Source organism: Filimonas lacunae, assembly GCF_002355595.1.
GTDB lineage: Bacteria > Bacteroidota > Bacteroidia > Chitinophagales > Chitinophagaceae > Filimonas > Filimonas lacunae.
In genome coordinates, this window is sequence record NZ_AP017422.1 from 5,610,695 (window position 1) to 5,627,830 (window position 17,136).

The 17,136-nt window shown below is 42.2% G+C and carries 11 protein-coding genes; 7 read left to right on the plus strand and 4 right to left on the minus strand.

The window, feature by feature from the left end:
- Positions 1 to 129 precede the first annotated feature (129 nt).
- Complete coding sequence (locus tag FLA_RS22175) at positions 130 to 3,429, minus strand: TonB-dependent receptor (RefSeq protein WP_084205956.1); 3,300 nt, start codon at positions 3,427 to 3,429, stop codon at positions 130 to 132.
- A gap of 211 nt (positions 3,430 to 3,640) precedes the next feature.
- Here FLA_RS22175 and FLA_RS22180 point away from each other — a divergent pair, with 211 nt between their 5' ends.
- Genes FLA_RS22180 through FLA_RS22210 form a run of 7 tightly spaced genes read left to right on the plus strand, consistent with a single transcriptional unit; the run spans position 3,641 to position 9,624 of the window.
- Positions 3,641 to 4,846: a bifunctional 3,4-dihydroxy-2-butanone-4-phosphate synthase/GTP cyclohydrolase II gene (locus FLA_RS22180; protein ID WP_076374456.1), complete on the plus strand. Its 1,206-nt coding sequence runs from the start codon at positions 3,641 to 3,643 to the stop codon at positions 4,844 to 4,846.
- A gap of 47 nt (positions 4,847 to 4,893) precedes the next feature.
- Entirely contained in the window at positions 4,894 to 5,754 is an 861-nt protein-coding gene (locus tag FLA_RS22185) for an STAS domain-containing protein (protein WP_076374458.1), read from the plus strand.
- Between the two features lie 13 nt (positions 5,755 to 5,767).
- Complete coding sequence (locus FLA_RS22190) at positions 5,768 to 6,154, plus strand: STAS domain-containing protein (protein ID WP_076374460.1); 387 nt, start codon at positions 5,768 to 5,770, stop codon at positions 6,152 to 6,154.
- Positions 6,151 to 6,564, plus strand: coding sequence for an anti-sigma regulatory factor (locus tag FLA_RS22195; protein WP_076374462.1), 414 nt, complete (start codon positions 6,151 to 6,153; stop codon positions 6,562 to 6,564). The genes FLA_RS22190 and FLA_RS22195 overlap by 4 nt, the downstream gene beginning before the upstream one ends.
- Positions 6,557 to 7,570: an ATP-binding SpoIIE family protein phosphatase gene (locus tag FLA_RS22200; RefSeq protein WP_076374464.1), complete on the plus strand. Its 1,014-nt coding sequence runs from the start codon at positions 6,557 to 6,559 to the stop codon at positions 7,568 to 7,570. Before FLA_RS22195 ends, FLA_RS22200 begins: the two co-directional genes overlap by 8 nt.
- Position 7,571: 1 nt before the next feature.
- A complete protein-coding gene (locus tag FLA_RS22205) occupies positions 7,572 to 9,236 on the plus strand; it encodes an ATP-binding protein (RefSeq protein ID WP_076374466.1) in 1,665 nt (554 codons plus the stop codon).
- Entirely contained in the window at positions 9,220 to 9,624 is a 405-nt protein-coding gene (locus tag FLA_RS22210; protein WP_076374468.1) for a response regulator, read from the plus strand. The genes FLA_RS22205 and FLA_RS22210 overlap by 17 nt, the downstream gene beginning before the upstream one ends.
- Positions 9,625 to 9,687: 63 nt before the next feature.
- Here the strand turns inward: FLA_RS22210 and FLA_RS22215 are convergent, their stop codons facing one another.
- From FLA_RS22215 to FLA_RS22225, 3 genes are read right to left on the minus strand one after another with little or no spacing between them, the layout of a single operon-like run.
- Positions 9,688 to 12,192: a M14 family metallopeptidase gene (locus FLA_RS22215; RefSeq protein WP_076374470.1), complete on the minus strand. Its 2,505-nt coding sequence runs from the start codon at positions 12,190 to 12,192 to the stop codon at positions 9,688 to 9,690.
- A gap of 24 nt (positions 12,193 to 12,216) precedes the next feature.
- A complete protein-coding gene (locus FLA_RS22220) occupies positions 12,217 to 13,584 on the minus strand; it encodes a RagB/SusD family nutrient uptake outer membrane protein (protein ID WP_076377216.1) in 1,368 nt (455 codons plus the stop codon).
- 29 nt (positions 13,585 to 13,613) lie between these two features.
- Positions 13,614 to 16,736, minus strand: a complete 3,123-nt coding sequence (locus tag FLA_RS22225) for a SusC/RagA family TonB-linked outer membrane protein (RefSeq protein ID WP_076374472.1) — start codon at positions 16,734 to 16,736, stop codon at positions 13,614 to 13,616.
- Positions 16,737 to 17,136: the final 400 nt, after the last annotated feature.

Below are 17,136 nucleotides of genomic sequence, written 5' to 3' on the forward strand. Positions count from 1 at the left end.
TAAAAAGGGTTTTGTGAATATCTATTTAAAAACGACTTAACGGGGAAATTATGCGGCATTATCAGCCTAAAAAGAAAAGAGGCTGCTAAATAGCAGCCTCTTTTCAAATTATTCAGATCTAGGATAGAATTAGAAAGAATAACGGATACCAATTTGTGAGTTCCAACGAGAGTTGAAATCAGATACATCGTAAATTCTTCTTGTACCTTTTATTTTTCTGAAGCTGGCAGCGTTAAACTGCAAACCTGGATTTGCTGCTGTAGGAGTAATAGCAGCACCATCCTGCGTTTGAGCGCCAGAGTTAATTACAGTAAATAAAGTTTTAGAAGAGGTAAATAAACCATCACCACTGGTGCTTGTTACATAAGACCAACCCCAATCTTTATTGATCAGGTTGGTGATATTAAACACATCCACAAACAGTTGAATTTTATGAGAACCTTTAATATAAAAATCCTGTGCTAACCTTAAGTCGAAATGGCTTTCAAAAGGCATTTTATCAGCGTTACGCTTGGTAACCTCACCCAGGTGTGATTTCAGATAGCTATTGTTAGATACAAAGCTTTGGAAGTCAGCCCACTGCTGTGTTGCTGTAGCCCCCCCTTTGATATCAACGAAATTAGCTTCTGCCTGTGTTTTTGGTAAATATACCAGGGTAGTTGCAGCAGAAGGAGATGATGGATCATCACCTAAGATGTTGCTACCGTATAAGTAGGACAGACGCTGACCAGATTGACCAGTGTAGATCAGGGTGATAGTAGTACCGAAATGCTTGGCATATTTAAACTCTTTAGACACATAAGCCACTATACGTGAACCCAGGTTAAAGTTAGAGGTAGCTACATCAGGATGGTTTAAACCATTCGCTACCAGTGTACCACGCCAGTTACTTGTGGCAACAGAAGATGTCATATCAGACAGTGAGGTTGAATGACCATAAGTATAGGCAATAGAACCAGACCAGCCTCTGCTCAGTGGTTTTTGAATTTGAGCAGTCAGGTTATAAGCATAACCTTTACTGGTATTGTTTAACTTCATAACATCACCATAAGTAGTATTCGCTCTTGTAGTCCACAAAGGCCTTTTGGTAGGACCTAATGTTACAGTGCCTTCACCGTTTTCACTTAAGTTCAGGTTGCTTACATAAGCATTGTTCACTGTTTTGGTGTATACAGCTTCTAAAGTACCTATTAAACCCCAAATGTTTAATTTGTGATCTACAGCAAGGTTACCACGTAATACCTGAGGGAATTTGAATTTTTTATCAGTAACGTTAATGAGGTTAGACGGGGTACCTGCTGCTGGCAGGTAAGCACCTTTGTGTGCATCATTAGCTACATAATTGAACTTAATGTTTGCCGCTGTAATAGCTGCTGCGTTAGGATTGTAAGCAGAGCTGGCTACACCTGTGTTAGTATATTGGTTAGATACCCACACAAAAGGAACACGGCCTGTAAATAAACCTACACCACCTCTTAATTGAGTAGTTGCATCACCTTTTACATCCCAGTTAAAACCAACACGGGGAGAGTAAAGTAATTGTGCGCTAGGCTTTTGGTTTGTTTGCACACCATAAGATGCAAAAGCAGTATTAAAAGCAGTGTTTTCAGCAGGGCTGGTAAAGAACATTGGTAAATCTAAACGAATACCATAAGTAAACCTTAACCTGTCGTTCACAGTAAACAAATCCTGCGCGTACACACTAAACTGGCCGGTGCTTAATTTAGCGTTTGCTTTGTCGTTTTTATCAGTACTGTTAGAGAAACCTACCTGATAAGTAGTAGGGTTGGCACCATTTACAAAGTTGGCTACGTTAGGATTGGCATAAGTGCCGGTAGAACCAAATGTGTAGTTACCAAAGAAGTTTTGCAAGAAGATGTTATCACTTTTGAAAAACTCGTTGTTGGTACCAAAAGTTAAGGTGTGTTTACCTTTATACAGCGTAAAGTTATCTGTAATAGTAATTACATCCTGCTTCAGACCGTTTGCATGGAAACTATTGCTGGTTCCAATGTTGTAAAGAATGTTTTGCTTATTATCCTGGTTTGTTTGATAAATAGAGATAGTAGGGAATGGATTTTTGCTTCCGTTGTTATCTCTGATAGCACTGTACGTTATACGTAAAACGTTGGACGCATTTGAATTGAATGAGCTGTTTAACTCCGCTACAAATGAGTTTGTTTTGTTTCTATATATATAACCACCATTAGAGAATACAGCTGAGGTAGGGCCTCTGGAAATGTTATCGTTAGAACCATCAACGTGGTTATAACGGAAAGCAAGTTTATGCTTGCTGTTAATATTCCAGTCGATACGTGCAAAAACAGAAGTAGATTGGTTTTCTAGGCTGATAGCTCCGTAAGTACCAGGATCATATCCCCACTTATCCATTAAGTAGGTTTTCAGAGAATCCATCACTTTTGTGTTTATCAATGAACCTGAACCAGCTACTGTAGGATCGTAAGCCAGTGGAGTAGTTTTTTTGAATCTTTCCACGTTAGCGTAGAAGAACAATTTATTTTTAATGATTGGGCCACCTAAGCTGGCTCCGTAAGTAGAATTCTTAAAACTTGGCAATTGAATTCTGGCAATACCAGAATCATAACCGGGGCTTTTACCAATAAAATTCTGGTTTTGATATTGACCATAAGCAGATCCATGGAAAGTGTTGGTACCGCTTTTGGTTACTGCGTTAATACCACCACCGGTAAAACCTCCCTGGGTTACATCGTATGGAGACATTACTATTTGTACTTCCTGGATAGTTTCCACAGAAATCGGGTTCAGGTTTGCCTGTCCACCGTTTGCACCAGTAGAGCTTAAACCAAAACCGTCATTGGCATTGGCGCCATCTACTGAAAACTGGTTGTAACGGTTACCCTGGCCACCGATAGAGATACCTGCACCGTTGCCGCTGGTAGAGTTACTTCCTACTTTTGCCTGAGGGGCTAAACGTGCAAAATCCTGAATACTTCTGGAAATAGTAGGCGCAGCCTGCATCATTCTGGAAGAGATGTAAGTAGCTGCTCCTGTTCTTTGAGAACTGATAGGGCTTTTACCTGAATTGGCAGTTACTTTAACGTCATTCAATGTATTGGCAGCATCCTGCAATACTGAATTGATAACCAATGGAGTACCTAAAGTAACGTAAACATCATTGATCACCTCGTCTTTTAATCCAATGAATTTGAATGTAATAGTATACGGACCACCTACCAACAGGTTAGGTAACGTATAACGTCCATTGTCGCGTGAAGTGCTTGTGTAAACAGAACCTGTAGACTGCAGTGTAGCTGTAATAGTAGCTCCTGCAACAGGCTTTCCTTCCGTTACTTTTACGGATCCTGATATGGTACCGGTAGTGACCTGCGCCATAAGCATGCAGAAAGGCGCTAATAGCAGAGACGCTAGTAATGCAATTTTCCTCATTGTGTAGATAATTTGTGTGTGTTAATTTTCAGTATGCAAAGAAAAAGAATAAAGCGTTGCAGATTTCAACATAATGTTAACACTGTATTACGTATTTCGTAACAATTTTAGACTTTTCTTGTATAAATGCTAATTTCTGTCAATCCATTTCCCTATTCCGTAATTCGTGGTACCGTTACTTAAGCGTATTTTTGCATCTTAATCGCAGATTATGCTGGACAGTATAGAAAGTGCAATAGAAGACATCAAAAATGGTAAGCTGGTTATAGTAGTGGACGATGAAGACCGTGAAAATGAGGGTGATTTTGTCACCGCCGCCCGCAACGTTACCCCTGAAATTATCAATTTTATGAGCAAAGAAGGCCGTGGCCTTATCTGCGCTCCCATTACTTCGGAAAGAGCTGACGAGTTACAGCTGGATTTAATGGTAAACAACAATACGGCTTTACACGCCACTCCTTTCACCGTTAGTATAGACCTTTTAGGTCACGGTTGCACCACCGGAATCAGTGCGCATGACCGTTCAAAAACAGTACAGGCGTTAATTGACCCCAACACTACACCTGAAGATTTAGGCCGTCCGGGCCATATTTTCCCACTCCGCGCCCGCGCTGGCGGTGTACTCAGGCGTAGCGGTCATACCGAAGCTACGGTAGACCTGGCCCGTTTGGCTGGTTTTGAGCCTGCAGGAGTGCTGATTGAAATTATGAACGAAGATGGCACCATGGCCCGTTTGCCGGAGCTGAAGGAAATTGCCATCAAATTTGATTTGAAGATCATTTCTATAAAAGACCTGATTGAATACCGCCTGAAACAGGATTCGCTGATTGAGGAAGTGGTAAGGGTAGATATGCCTACCCAGTTCGGTTTTTTTAAACTGGTGGCTTTTAAAGAAAAAAACACACAAAACGAACACCTGGCCTTGATTAAAGGGGAATGGGAACCAGGTGAACCGGTGCTTACCCGTGTACACAGTAGCTGTTTTACCGGCGACATTCTGGGTAGTTTCCGGTGCGACTGTGGCGAGCAGCTGCATAAGGCTATGCGCATGGTAGAAGCAGAAGGCAAGGGCATTATATTATATATGAACCAGGAAGGACGTGGTATTGGGCTGATGAATAAACTGAAAGCCTATAAGCTGCAGGAAGGCGGCATGGACACTGTAGAAGCCAACCAACACCTGGGCTTTGATATGGATTTGCGCGACTATGGTGTAGGAGCACAGATTTTGCGTCATTTGAACGCTACCCGCTTAAAGCTGATGAGCAACAACCCGCGTAAACGTGCAGGCCTGCATGGCTATGGCATTGAAATTGTAGACGTAGTTCCTATTGAAGTTACTCCCAATCCTTATAATGAAAAGTATTTACAGACCAAGAGAGATAAGCTGGGGCACAATATCCTTTCTAATAAATAATCAACATTATCGTTTTAAACGAACATATTAAAAACAAACCCAGTACAATGCCAACCGATCTGTCTAAGATTCTTAGAAAAAAAAGAAACGATATTCTTGAGTTATGGATGAAGCAGCAATTGCAGGATGAGGGATTAAGGGAAGATTTGATAAGCAATGTTGAACTTCGTGAACAATCGGAAGAATTACTGGATGTTCTTTTAAAAACATTAACGGCTGAAAACCTGACACATGCTCATTCTGATGATTTTGAGCCTGTTATAGAAATTTTATCGGGTATTTCCATCAGCCGGGCCAAGCAGGGTTTTAGCCCACGCGAAACCGGTGTATATATTTTTAGTCTTAAAGATGCTTTATTGAGCATTTTACAGGCTGAATTAAAAGATAACTTCCAGGATTTATTTCAGCTTACACTGGGTTTAAACAAACTGATAGACCATTTTAGTGTTAACACGTTTGAAACTTTTATAAAGGGCAGGGAAGAAGTTATTTTACGTCAAACCGATGAAATAGCTGAAATCTCCACTCCGGTTATACGGGTATGGGATAATATCCTGGCTTTACCTATTATAGGCACCCTGGATAGCTCACGCACACAAGTGGTAATGGAAAACCTTTTGCAGGAAATTGTAGACACAGGTAGCAGCATAGCTATTCTGGATATTTCGGGGGTACCCGCGGTAGATTCACTTGTTGCCCAGCACCTTATAAAAACAGTAAGTGCAACCCGCCTGATGGGAGCAGAATGTATTATCAGCGGAATTCGTCCTGAAATTGCACAAACAGTTGTACATCTAGGCATTGATCTTTCCAACATTGTTACCAAAGCCACCTTATCCAGTGCATTGCGTCATGCATTTACTATGCTTCAGCTGGAAGTAAAAAAAGTGACATTCAAAGAAAAATAACAAGGTTACAAAGATGGATAGAATTCCTATTCTACGGATGGGACCCTTTTTGCTGGTTACCATTCAAACGGATTTATATGACAGGCTAGCGCTTAGCCTGGAGGCCGACCTTGTTCAAATGGTAAGCAAAACGGGTGCAAGGGGTGTTTTGATAGACATCTCTGCCCAAAGCATTGTGGATTCATTTATGGGGAGAATTATCGGCAATATTGCAAGTATGTGTAAAATTCTGGATGCCGAAACGGTAGTGGTGGGCATGCAACCTGCTGTTGCTATTACGTTGATAGAATTAGGATTAGAATTAAAAGGTGTGTATACTGCCCTGAATGTAGAAAGGGGAATGGAGTTGCTGCAATCAAAAATTACTTTACCGACCGAAGATACTGAGGAGGAAGAATGATCATTTCCCTTAGTAAAGAAACCGTAGAAGTAATTAAAGAACAGGATACCATTTTCCTGCGCAACCGCATTAAAGAATGTGCAACGAAGGCAGGAATGGGCCTTGTAAACCAAACTAAATTAATAACAGCTGCCAGTGAACTGGCCCGTAACATGCTCAGGTATGGCGGAGGTGGTTCTGTTCAGGTAGAAATTGTGAGTAAAGGCAAAGAAAATGGAATTCGCCTTGCTTTTATCGATAAAGGTCCGGGTATAGCCGATATCCCTTTAGCTATGAAAGATGGTTACTCAACCGGTAAAAGTTTAGGCCTGGGGCTTCCAGGTGCCAAAAGACTGGTAAGTGAATTTGATATCAAAAGCAAAGTGGGAGAAGGTACAGTAATCACTATTTTAAAATGGAAAAATGGCTGATAACCATCATACGTGCTTTAATGTTGTTGATAGAAGTTATTTAGCCTTAATCAAGAAAGACATTCATAATCTCGCCCTTGAAAAACAATTTGAAGCTCAGCGTTTAGCGGAAGTAGATATTGTAGTGGCAGAGCTAACCTCTAATCTTATTAAATATAGCCGTGAAGGCCAGTTGCTGGTAAAAACGCTTTCCGACGGAGAAAAATCATGTATTGAAATTATAAGCCTGGACAAGGGCCCGGGCATGTCTGATGTAGGAAGAATGATGGAAGACGGCGTTTCTACCAGTAAAACCCTGGGACATGGACTAGGCGCTATTAAACGACTGGCAGATGAATTTGAAATATATACCGTAAAAGGCTGGGGAACGATTTTAGTAGTAAGAATATGGACTAAAGCCAGCAATAGAACGCGAAAGTATACAGCTGAGGTAAAAAGTGTACTGGTGCCTAAGCCTGGTGAAACAGTTTGTGGCGATGCTTTTGGCATTAAACAAACTCCACAAAGGTTAAGCTTATTCCTGGGTGATGGTTTGGGGCATGGCCATGAGGCAGCAAAAGCAGCATTGGCTGCTGTAGCGGCTTTTCATGAGTGTACAGCAACAACTCCTTCCGACACCTTACGCTTTATACATCAGGCTGTGCGCAAAACACGTGGCTTAGTAGGAACGGCTGCTTTCTTCGATTACCAACTGCAAAAATGGAGTATTTGTGGAGTGGGTAACATTCTTTGCAGGATAGGCACACCGGATCATTCGAAAAATTATTTGCCTTATAATGGCATATTGGGCATGAACATTCCTTCCTCGCTTAATGATCAGGAAATAATGTATACACCTGATCAACTGATGATACTTTGTTCAGACGGTATAAAGTCTAAATTGGAATTGTACAGAAACCAGGGTATTTATAAACAGGACTTATCTGTTTTGGCAACTGCTTTATATAAAGACTTTGCACGTCAAACAGATGACATGTCGGTAGTGGTAGGTAAACTTAACATATAAGATGAAAGAAATTGCAAAGGTGTCGTTACAGAATGAGATGGACCTGATATTATCGCACCGCAGGTCTATGAAACTTGCAGAGCTTGCGGGCCTTTCTCTTTCTGCTCAAACAACTTTTGCAACAGCTGTATCTGAGGTGGCGCGGGAAATTATTGAAAACGGTACAGATGGCTACCTGGTGCTGGGAATTTTTATGAACAGCCCGCAAAAAAGCATAGCTGCTTTTATTTACGACAAACGGACAACCCTCTCTTTACAGGAACCTGCCTTACAAAATGCGCGTAAACTGGTAAATAAGTTTCAGTTTACCAGCACCCCTGATTCATCCTGTATTGAAATGTATTACCACTTGCCCGCCGCTGTAAAGCAGTTGGATAAAAAAATTATAGAGTGGAGCAGTCAGTTTAATCAGGATCCGCCTATCTCTCCCTACGAAGAAATAAAAAGAAAAAACGAACAGTTGCAGGAATTGGCCGACAAACTAAAAGCCAGCGAAAATCAATACCGTGTACTTACCAACGCGCTGCCAATGATTATTTTTACCCTTAACAGCAGCGGGGATATTGTATATGCCAACGAATGGATGAATTCTTTTACAGGCTTTAGTACCGAGCAAATCAACACCGGCAAATGGCAGCAGGTAATTCATGCAGAGGATTATGAAGCCTTTTTGTCGCTATTTACAGACATCATTACTTTACAGGCAGGAACTATTAAGGTACAATGCCGGTTGAAAGAAGCGCAAACAGGTAGTTATGCCTGGCACCTGATATGTATTTCGCCCCTGGAAGAAGGGCATAGGCCCGGTGATTATTTTATTGGCTATATCGTTGACATTCATGCACAAAAAGAATTTGAACAAACGCTGCAGGATAATAACGAGCTAAAAAAGGCACAGCAACAGCTTAAAGAGAACGAACAAAGCTTGCAAAACAGCATTTTTCAACTGAACCGGAGCAATACCGACCTGGAGCAGTTTGCTTATATAGCCAGCCACGATTTACAGGAGCCGGTAAGGAAAATGATTTTTTACAGCGACTATTTTAATAAACGCTATGCCGCATTAATAGATGACAAGGGTACCACCTACCTGCAATATATGTTACAGGCAAGTAACCGTATGCGCAACCTGATCAATGACCTTTTATCGTATTCAAAAATCAGGAAAGAAGCTACCGCTTACGAACAGGTGAATTTGAACGATATACTTCATAACTGTCTGCTGGATCTGGAACTCACGATTAAAGAAAAAAAGGCCGTTGTTACTGTTGAACCGTTGCCTGTTTTGGAAGGCGACTCCAGCCAGATGATGCAGCTTTTCCAGAATATTATTTCCAATGCTTTAAAATACAGCCGGGAAAACGTGCAACTACAGTTGTACGTATATGCTACCGTTATTAAAAACGGAATCACTGAACTTCATTTTAAGGATAACGGTATTGGCTTTGATGTAAAATACCTGCCTAAAATGTTTGCACTGTTCCAGCGATTGCACGGCAAAGACGAGTATGAAGGCACGGGATTTGGGCTGGCTATATGCAAAAAAATAGTTGATTTGCATAATGGCACTATACATGCCGTTAGTGAACCCGGTAAAGGAGCTGATTTTATTGTCACCTTGCCTATTACACAAAACAAAAACATGATTGATGGCGCCAACGATTAAGATACTGCTGGCAGATGACGATAAAGAGGATCAACTGATTTTATCTGATGCTTTTGAACAGATTGGTATTACCAATGTGGTGCATTTTGTGGATAACGGCGAACATGCACTGGTGCAACTGGAAAAATGTTTTGAGGACGATGTGCTACCCCGGCTTATTATATTAGACCTGAACATGCCACGCATGAATGGTACCCAAACATTACGGCTGGTAAAACAGGATGACCGCTTTAAGCACATTCCCATTATTATCTATTCCACTTCGCTGAACAACATTGAAAAAGATGAATGCATTCGCCTGGGTGCGCATTCTTACATCATTAAGCCCCTCACCTTTAGTGAGTATGTAAAATCGGCCGAATTTTTTTATAACCTATGCCTGGAATAAGGCAAAAGAAAATGGTCATTATTTGCATAATGACCATTCACTTACGAAAAAACTTCTATTCTTTTATTGACCAACGAGGAATACAGCGTTGGTAAACAACAATTTTCCACCATCCCAGAAATGACGAAACAAAGGATCATCGGCGAGGTATACTACCGAGCCCCGTCCCATTTCCTGTGCACCAAACACCAACCCATCTTTTAGTTTAGGTTTTAGTTTACTACCCACAAAGCCGGCTACATAACTATCTTTCTTAAGCACCCCCACATTCCAGCCGTCTTTTAAAAAGCTGTACACAGCAGGATCTTGCTTTAATGTATAATAATCATTTCCATAACCATAAGCCAACGGATGAGTATCGTCCATTTCTACTTTAAAAATAGCGCCGGGAATAGCGCCTGTTACTTCATCTCTCTCACGGCTGCTGAATTTGTGCAGGCTGGCATATTCATCTTTCTTATCATTGTCATCATCGTCATTCTTGCTTTTAATACCCCAGTCCGCATCTGCCAGTTTAGATACGGCGCGTTCCATAGCAATGAGCTTCCCTCCTTCTTTTACAAAGGTTTTTAGCCTGGCGTTTACGTCTTTATCGTTTAACACGCGGTAATAACCATCGGGAAGAATAAGCACATCCACATTTTTCAGATTCAGATATTCAATATCAGTTGCGTTTAACAACGTAATAGGATAATCCAGTACCTGGTCGAAAAAACTCCATACTTCACCGGCACCCAGCGAAGAGGTTTGTTCGCCCGTTAACATAGCCACACGTGGCGCCTGTATAAAACCGATATCGGAAGAACCAAAGTCGGCTCCCTTATCTACAAAGCCTGTTTCTACCACTTCGGGCTGTAAATTAAACTTGCGGCATACCTCGTTGGTTACGTTGTTCCAGTCCGCTTTATTACCACTTTTCAGCACTATTAAAGTACCACGGGCATACTCATGCCCCTTATAAGTAAAGGGCAGTCTGCTAAAGCGCACTTTAATTTTCCTATTTAACAATCCTGCCAGTACCTGGGCGCTGGTCATAGAATTATAAGGAATTAACAGTCCATACGCCGAAGCCACGGAATTATAGACAGAATCGTTGGCGGGAATGGTATTTTCTATCGCCAGCTTTTCTTTAACAGCATAACCTTTTATGTTGTATACGTAGGGCAACGACCAGGCTGTGATATCGTAGGTAACAGAGTCGGTTAATACACTGGTAGGTTCAAACAACACACGCACCATATTTCCCTGTGGCTGGTAAGCAGATATAGCCAGATGAACACCTTCGTCTTTAAAGCTTTCCTCTTTACCGCTGAAATAGTTAAAGCCCTTAAACGTTTTGTTGTTTAGCACACCATACTTAATGTTATTAGCCTGCAACACCCGTTTAATGCTTGCCAGCTGGTTGGCATTTTTAGCAGTAAGCACATAAGTTTTATACGTACTGCCTTTGGCTGCCGCATTTTCGTCGAAGAATTTCTTAAACTCTTTCAACAGTTTATTGTGCTGTGTGGCGGCCACTTCAATGGTAGAAAGACCAGTGGTGTAATGATGGGCCACCCTGTCAACCAGTGTAAGGGTATCTCCATCGGCCTTCACCACGGCGAGTCCTCCCCTGCTGTGCCCGCCCTGTTCAAAGGTCATACCTATAGATCCGTTGTACATAGGATAGGTATCGCCATAAGAAGGATAAAACAGATCAAACCGTTCGCGGGTAAAATACAACCAGCCTTCCTTGTCAAAATAGCTGGCATTGTTACGACCAATTAACACCTGGAAATCGCGCTGCCAGGGTGTAATAGCATCATGAAAAGGTTCTGCTGCCGGTGCAAAATAATAAGGGTTGTTATATCCCTGCTCGTGAAAATCAACATGCACCTGTGGCAACCAGGTATTGTATTTCTGTAAACGGAATTTAGTTTCCTGCTGTGTTTGCCAGGCCCAATCCCTGTTTAAATCAAAATTATAGTGGTTACTTCTGCCACCCGGCCAGGGCTCGTCATGCTCGCGCGATTCGGGGTTGGCATTATAATGCCTGCCCACCATGCTGTTGTACCAGTTTACATAGCGGTCGCGCCCATCAGGATTTAAGCAAGGGTCTATAATTACCACGGTATTTTGTAACCACTGTTTGGTTTGCTGGTTGGCAGGATTTACCAAAGCATATAATGTTTGCATAGCCGCTTCGGAAGAGGAAGGTTCATTGCCATGCACATTATAACTTAGCCACACTACAGATGGCATGTTTACCGTATCTGCGGCCTTGTCTTTTAACACACCTGCCATACGCAGGTTGTTTAAACGTACTTCTTCCAGGTTAGGCAGCTGATTGGGCAAGGCTATATAAGCCAGCATCAGCGGACGATGTTCGTATGTTTCGCCATACTGTTCCGTTTTTACCATATCCGGTTTAGCAGCGGCTACTGCTTTAAAGTAGTTCACCAACTGATAGTGAGGTGTAAAACGGGTTCCTAACGGGTAGCCCAAAAACTGTTCGGGCGAAGCTATATTCTGGGCATACCCACCTGTAACGGTAAGTAGTATGCCCAGAAAAAGGATCATTTTTCTCATGATACGAATATAACGATGCGTGTTTTAATTATAACCATCATTTTGGATGAGCTTTGTGTTTACTTTTATCTCTCTTGACGGAATAGGAAACACCAGCGCATTAGCATTCCACGGCAGTAAACCTACATTCCCCTCCAAACGCTTGATATCATGTAGCTTAAACCCTTCAAATGCCAGCTCCAGATAACGCTCAGAAAGTATTTTATCTAATGTCACATCTGCTTCATCATAGCTTTCGAGGTTAACCCTGTTACGAATGGTATTAATGTCGGTAACCGGCGCCGCTCCTATTGTTGTACCTTCTCTGAAATTGCCTTCTGCCCGTATCAAATACATTTCGGCCAACCGTATGATGTGTACATTGCCATACATGTTATCAAACTTACCTGTATACACGGAACCGCCCGATGAATAAAACATATTTAAACGGTCATCGTTCGCTTCATACAAATTCAGATGCGCATCTTCTATCTGAATATCACCGCGGCTTAGTGGGGAGTAAAAAGTGTTAAAGTTGTTTACGCCAGAACTGGTGGTTACCTGCATGGCAAATACATCTTCTGTTGTATTAGCTACAGCAGAAGCGGTTTCGTTAGGAAAAGGAAAAGCATCAGCATACGATGAAGTAAGACTGTATTTACCGCTGGCTATTACTCTATCAGCTTCTTCAACCGCACTGGCATAGTCACCTTGTTGCAGGTACACTCTTGCCAGCATAGCAGAAGCTGTAAGGCTACCTGCATAAAAACCATTAGTAGCAGGTAATAAATTTTTAGCATCGGTTAAATCGGATATCACCTGCATATACACTTCGAAAACCGTGTTGCGGGCTACTTTGCTGGAATCGGTAATAAGCGTGGTGGGTGTTAACACCAGGGGAACACCCCAGTTTTCGTCAGGATTGCCATCATTCCATGCTTTGGCATAAATACGCACCAGGTCGAAATAAGCCGATCCGCGTATAAACTTAGCCTGCCCCTCTACACTTGCATTGGCATCAGCGTCTGTGATCTTATCCAGATTTGCCAATACATTATTGACAGAATTAATGGCTTTATAAGCAGCCAGCCAGGTATTGGCCACATACGAGTTATTGGTGGGCAAATCTTTATTCACCATCTGCGTCATTCCGCCAAAAGTGCCCGACCAGTTGATTTCAGTAGTAGCCCCCAATAAATCGGGATATAGAAAAGCGCCGCCGCCATAAAAGTAGGTGCTGCCCAAATCGGTATAAGCGCCCACCAATGCCTTTTTCACCGCATTGGAATTGGTAAGGGCTTCATCTGAATACACAGTTTCAGTTGGCGTTCTATCCAGTTGTTTACTACAGGAGTATGTGAGCGTAAGTGTAGTAAAAGCGAAAAGTATATATATATTCTTAACGTATTTCATGTTACTTTCTTTAGGTTTTACCAATAGCATTACAAGCCTATGTTAATGCCAAACACAATTGTTTTAGCCTGTGGTGCAGAATAAAAGTCTACTCCCTGGTTAATGTTTGTAGCCTGATAATCGGAGTTTACTTCCGGATCCCAGCCTTTGTATTTGGTAATGGTAAACAGGTTTTGTGCACGGGCATACACACGTATTCTTTCTATACCTATTTTATTCAACGCAGCTTTAGGCACATTAAAACCCAGTGTTACTGCCTTTACACGCAGGTAAGCGCCGGAAGAAATGTATCTGCTCGATGGGTCTGTTCCATTGGCATAAAACAACCTGGCTTCGGGCACCATAGTCACATCTCCTTCTTTTTTCCATGCAGCCAGCTGATCTACTGTTTGGTTATCAAAACCATTGCTGCCACTGGCACTCATATATTGGCCACCTCCATTGTATATTTTATTACCATGCACCCCCTGTAGTAACACATCCAGATCAAAGCCTTTGTAACTAAAGTTGTTACCAAAACCATAGATAAAATTGGGGTTAGGGTTACCTATCACCACTTCGGTAGCTGCGTTGTAACTATTGGTTAATGTTTTATCACGTGTACCGTCGCTTTTTACTGTATTTAACACATATAGTGCATCTCCATTGGCGGGATCGGCTCCGGCAAACTCTTTGGCTACAAATACACCCAGGGGCTGGCCTTCCCTGGCACGGTTAACATTAGATGTACCCAGCTCTTGCCCCCCCAGGTTGGTTACCTTGTTTTTATTGGCAGAGAAATTAATGGTAGAGGTCCACTTAAAGTCACGTGTGATAACATTGGTAGTGTTCAGGGTTATTTCAATACCCTTGTTGTTTAAGTTACCTACGTTTTTATACTGACTGGAAAAACCGGAAGTACCTGGTACTTCCACACTCAATATCAGGTCTTTTGTTTTGCGCTGGTATACCTCAATTTCAAAGCCAATGCGGTTTTTCAGAATACTACCTTCTATCCCCAGATCGGCCCCTGTAGATGTTTCCCATTTTAAACTGGGGTTAGCCAACTGGTAGGTAGTTTGGCCAGGCTGTCCACCATAAGCCGCATCACCTGTGTATAAACCCTTAGAAGCAAAATCGCTGATATTATCATTTCCGGTAACACCATAGCTGGCTTTCAGTTTCAGGAAATTAATCCAGTTGGCTCCTTTTAAGAAAGTTTCGTCGCTCATGATCCAACCAGCCGACACGGCAGGAAAGAAGCCATAGCGGTTATTGGTTCCAAAACGGGACGAACCATCAATTCTGCCACTTACGCCTAACAGGTATTTATTGTTGAACTTATAGTTGGCGCGTAGAAAATAAGATAACAAAGTGTTGCTGGTAGAACCGCCGCTGGCATCTGTTTTAGAAGCTGCGCCGGACAATGTTTTATAAGCATCGCCCGGAAACTGTTCGCCCGAAGCAGTGCTATATACCTGGTTCCTGTTCTGATAGCTCATACCAAATGTGGCATCTATGGCATGCACTCCATTAAAGGTTTTGTTATAAGCGAAATAACTGTTGGTGTTAATATTGATCATTTGTGTGGTGGAATAAGTACCAGAACCATTAGCGGCGCCTGTGTTACGGGCAGTAAGGCGTCCGTAGTAACTGTCTTCTGTCTGGTTTAACTGATCCATACCCAGCTCGGTGCGAAAGGTAAGCCCACTTAATACATTCACATTTAAAAAGGCATTACCAATGGTTCTGTTCACCAGTGTATGATAGTAAGCATTCTCTACATCCAGTAAAGGATTATAATACACCGGGTAGTTGGTGTTAGGCGCATCGGCATCTAAATCCAGCGCACCACTGGTAAGCCCAGTGCGCGGATCAATTACCGGGGTGATAGGAGATAACGCGATAATCTGCAAAGGAGTAGAAAACGCATTATCGTTAGATACCCGGTAGTTTAACGAACGGGCAAAACTCATATTAATACCCGTAGTAAGCCAGTCTTTTACTTTGTGTTCAATATTCAGCCTGGCACCGTATCTCTTGTAACTGTTGGCTATTAAGATGCCTTTCTGATCAAGATACTGACCTGAAAAATAGATCTTGGTTTTGTCTGTGCCACCTGTAACACTAAAATCGTATTGCGACATAGGTGCAGTACGAAGCACCTGGTCTTGCCAGTTTGTATTGATTTTACCGGTTTCCCAATCATCAGTACCTGCCGAGTAACGTGTCATGCGCGATGCTACATAACTGTCATAATCATCCAGCGCATCCTGCAGCGTGTTGTAATAACCTGCTGCATAATCCTGTTTAGCAGCACCTATGCCCGCCTGCTTAAAGTATTCCACATATTGTGTGGCATTCATAAACTCTCTGCGGTGAGTAGGTTTTTGAAAACCAGAGAAATAACCCAGCTCCACCTTGGAGGTTCCTGCCTTTCCTTTTTTGGTAGTGATAATTACCACGCCATTTGAACCTCTTGAACCATAGATAGCAGCTGCCGATGCATCTTTTAATATTTCGATAGACTCAATATCATTCATATTGATATCAGCAAGGGCATTGGTAGAAGCGCTGGTGCTGGACATATCATCTGTAGTAATAGGAATACCATCTACTACATACAGCGGCTCGTTACCCGCTGTTACTGAGCTGGCGCCGCGTATACGAATATTAATGCCCTGGCCCAGTTTACCGTTTTGCTGGCTTACCTGCACACCTGCCGCGCGGCCCTGTAAGGCGCTTTCAAAACTGGTGGCCGGCGTGTTGGCAATGTCTTTACTGGCTACTTTAGCCACAGAGCCCGTAACATCACGTTTAGCCTTAGTACCATAACCTACTACCACTATTTCGCTCAGCGATTCGCCGGATGGCTCCAGCGCCACGTTGATAGTTTCCTGTGCACCAATAGTAATAGTTTGTGTTGCATACCCCACATACAGCACCTGCAATTGTTTGGTTTTGGCATCTACCAGGATGGAAAAGGAACCATCCGCAGCAGAAATAGCAGAAGCACTGCTGTTTTTGGCATGAATAGTAGCTCCCGATATGGGGGCGCCATCTTTTACATCCGTAATTTTTCCTTTGATTGCTTTAGTTTGGGCCGAAGCGGTAAAAGCTGTAAGCAACAGCAATGCACAAAGCCCCATCAGACTTGAAAACTGTTTTCTCATTTGCATTAGATTTTAATAAACAATACAGAACCAATAGACAGGCAGTCGGTTATATAAGGGGAAGGGACAACAACTTTATTGAACAGGCTATATTATTTACTTACTGTGCATACGCTGGAATTTGTTCTGTAGGAACAAGGAACGTTGTGCTACTCGCGCTGCTTCTTAACGGCAGGTAATAAAATGTGGTAAAAACAGGATACGGATTTCTCATGTGCATGTGCTTGGTAAAATAAACCCAGATGATAAAGCAGTACTTTAATACCTGGTATGTGCGTTAGTGTTAAGGGAAAGTTAAGCAATATAATTCAAAAGGAAGCAATGCAAATAGATAAAACGGTAAAAAACAACGACAAAACAAGCACAATAAGAGAATTAAAATAATTTTAATGTTACCAAA

What these genes read in the sequence shown, in the direction of transcription:
- FLA_RS22175 (WP_084205956.1), bottom strand. Translation starts at nt 3,429, where the DNA reads ATGAGGAAAATTGCATTACTAGCGTCTCTGCTATTAGCGCCTTTCTGC.
- FLA_RS22180 (WP_076374456.1), top strand. Translation starts at nt 3,641, where the DNA reads ATGCTGGACAGTATAGAAAGTGCAATAGAAGACATCAAAAATGGTAAG.
- FLA_RS22185 (WP_076374458.1), top strand. Translation starts at nt 4,894, where the DNA reads ATGCCAACCGATCTGTCTAAGATTCTTAGAAAAAAAAGAAACGATATT.
- FLA_RS22190 (WP_076374460.1), top strand. Translation starts at nt 5,768, where the DNA reads ATGGATAGAATTCCTATTCTACGGATGGGACCCTTTTTGCTGGTTACC.
- FLA_RS22195 (WP_076374462.1), top strand. Translation starts at nt 6,151, where the DNA reads ATGATCATTTCCCTTAGTAAAGAAACCGTAGAAGTAATTAAAGAACAG.
- FLA_RS22200 (WP_076374464.1), top strand. Translation starts at nt 6,557, where the DNA reads ATGGCTGATAACCATCATACGTGCTTTAATGTTGTTGATAGAAGTTAT.
- FLA_RS22205 (WP_076374466.1), top strand. Translation starts at nt 7,572, where the DNA reads ATGAAAGAAATTGCAAAGGTGTCGTTACAGAATGAGATGGACCTGATA.
- FLA_RS22210 (WP_076374468.1), top strand. Translation starts at nt 9,220, where the DNA reads ATGGCGCCAACGATTAAGATACTGCTGGCAGATGACGATAAAGAGGAT.
- FLA_RS22215 (WP_076374470.1), bottom strand. Translation starts at nt 12,192, where the DNA reads ATGAGAAAAATGATCCTTTTTCTGGGCATACTACTTACCGTTACAGGT.
- FLA_RS22220 (WP_076377216.1), bottom strand. Translation starts at nt 13,584, where the DNA reads ATGAAATACGTTAAGAATATATATATACTTTTCGCTTTTACTACACTT.
- FLA_RS22225 (WP_076374472.1), bottom strand. Translation starts at nt 16,736, where the DNA reads ATGAGAAAACAGTTTTCAAGTCTGATGGGGCTTTGTGCATTGCTGTTG.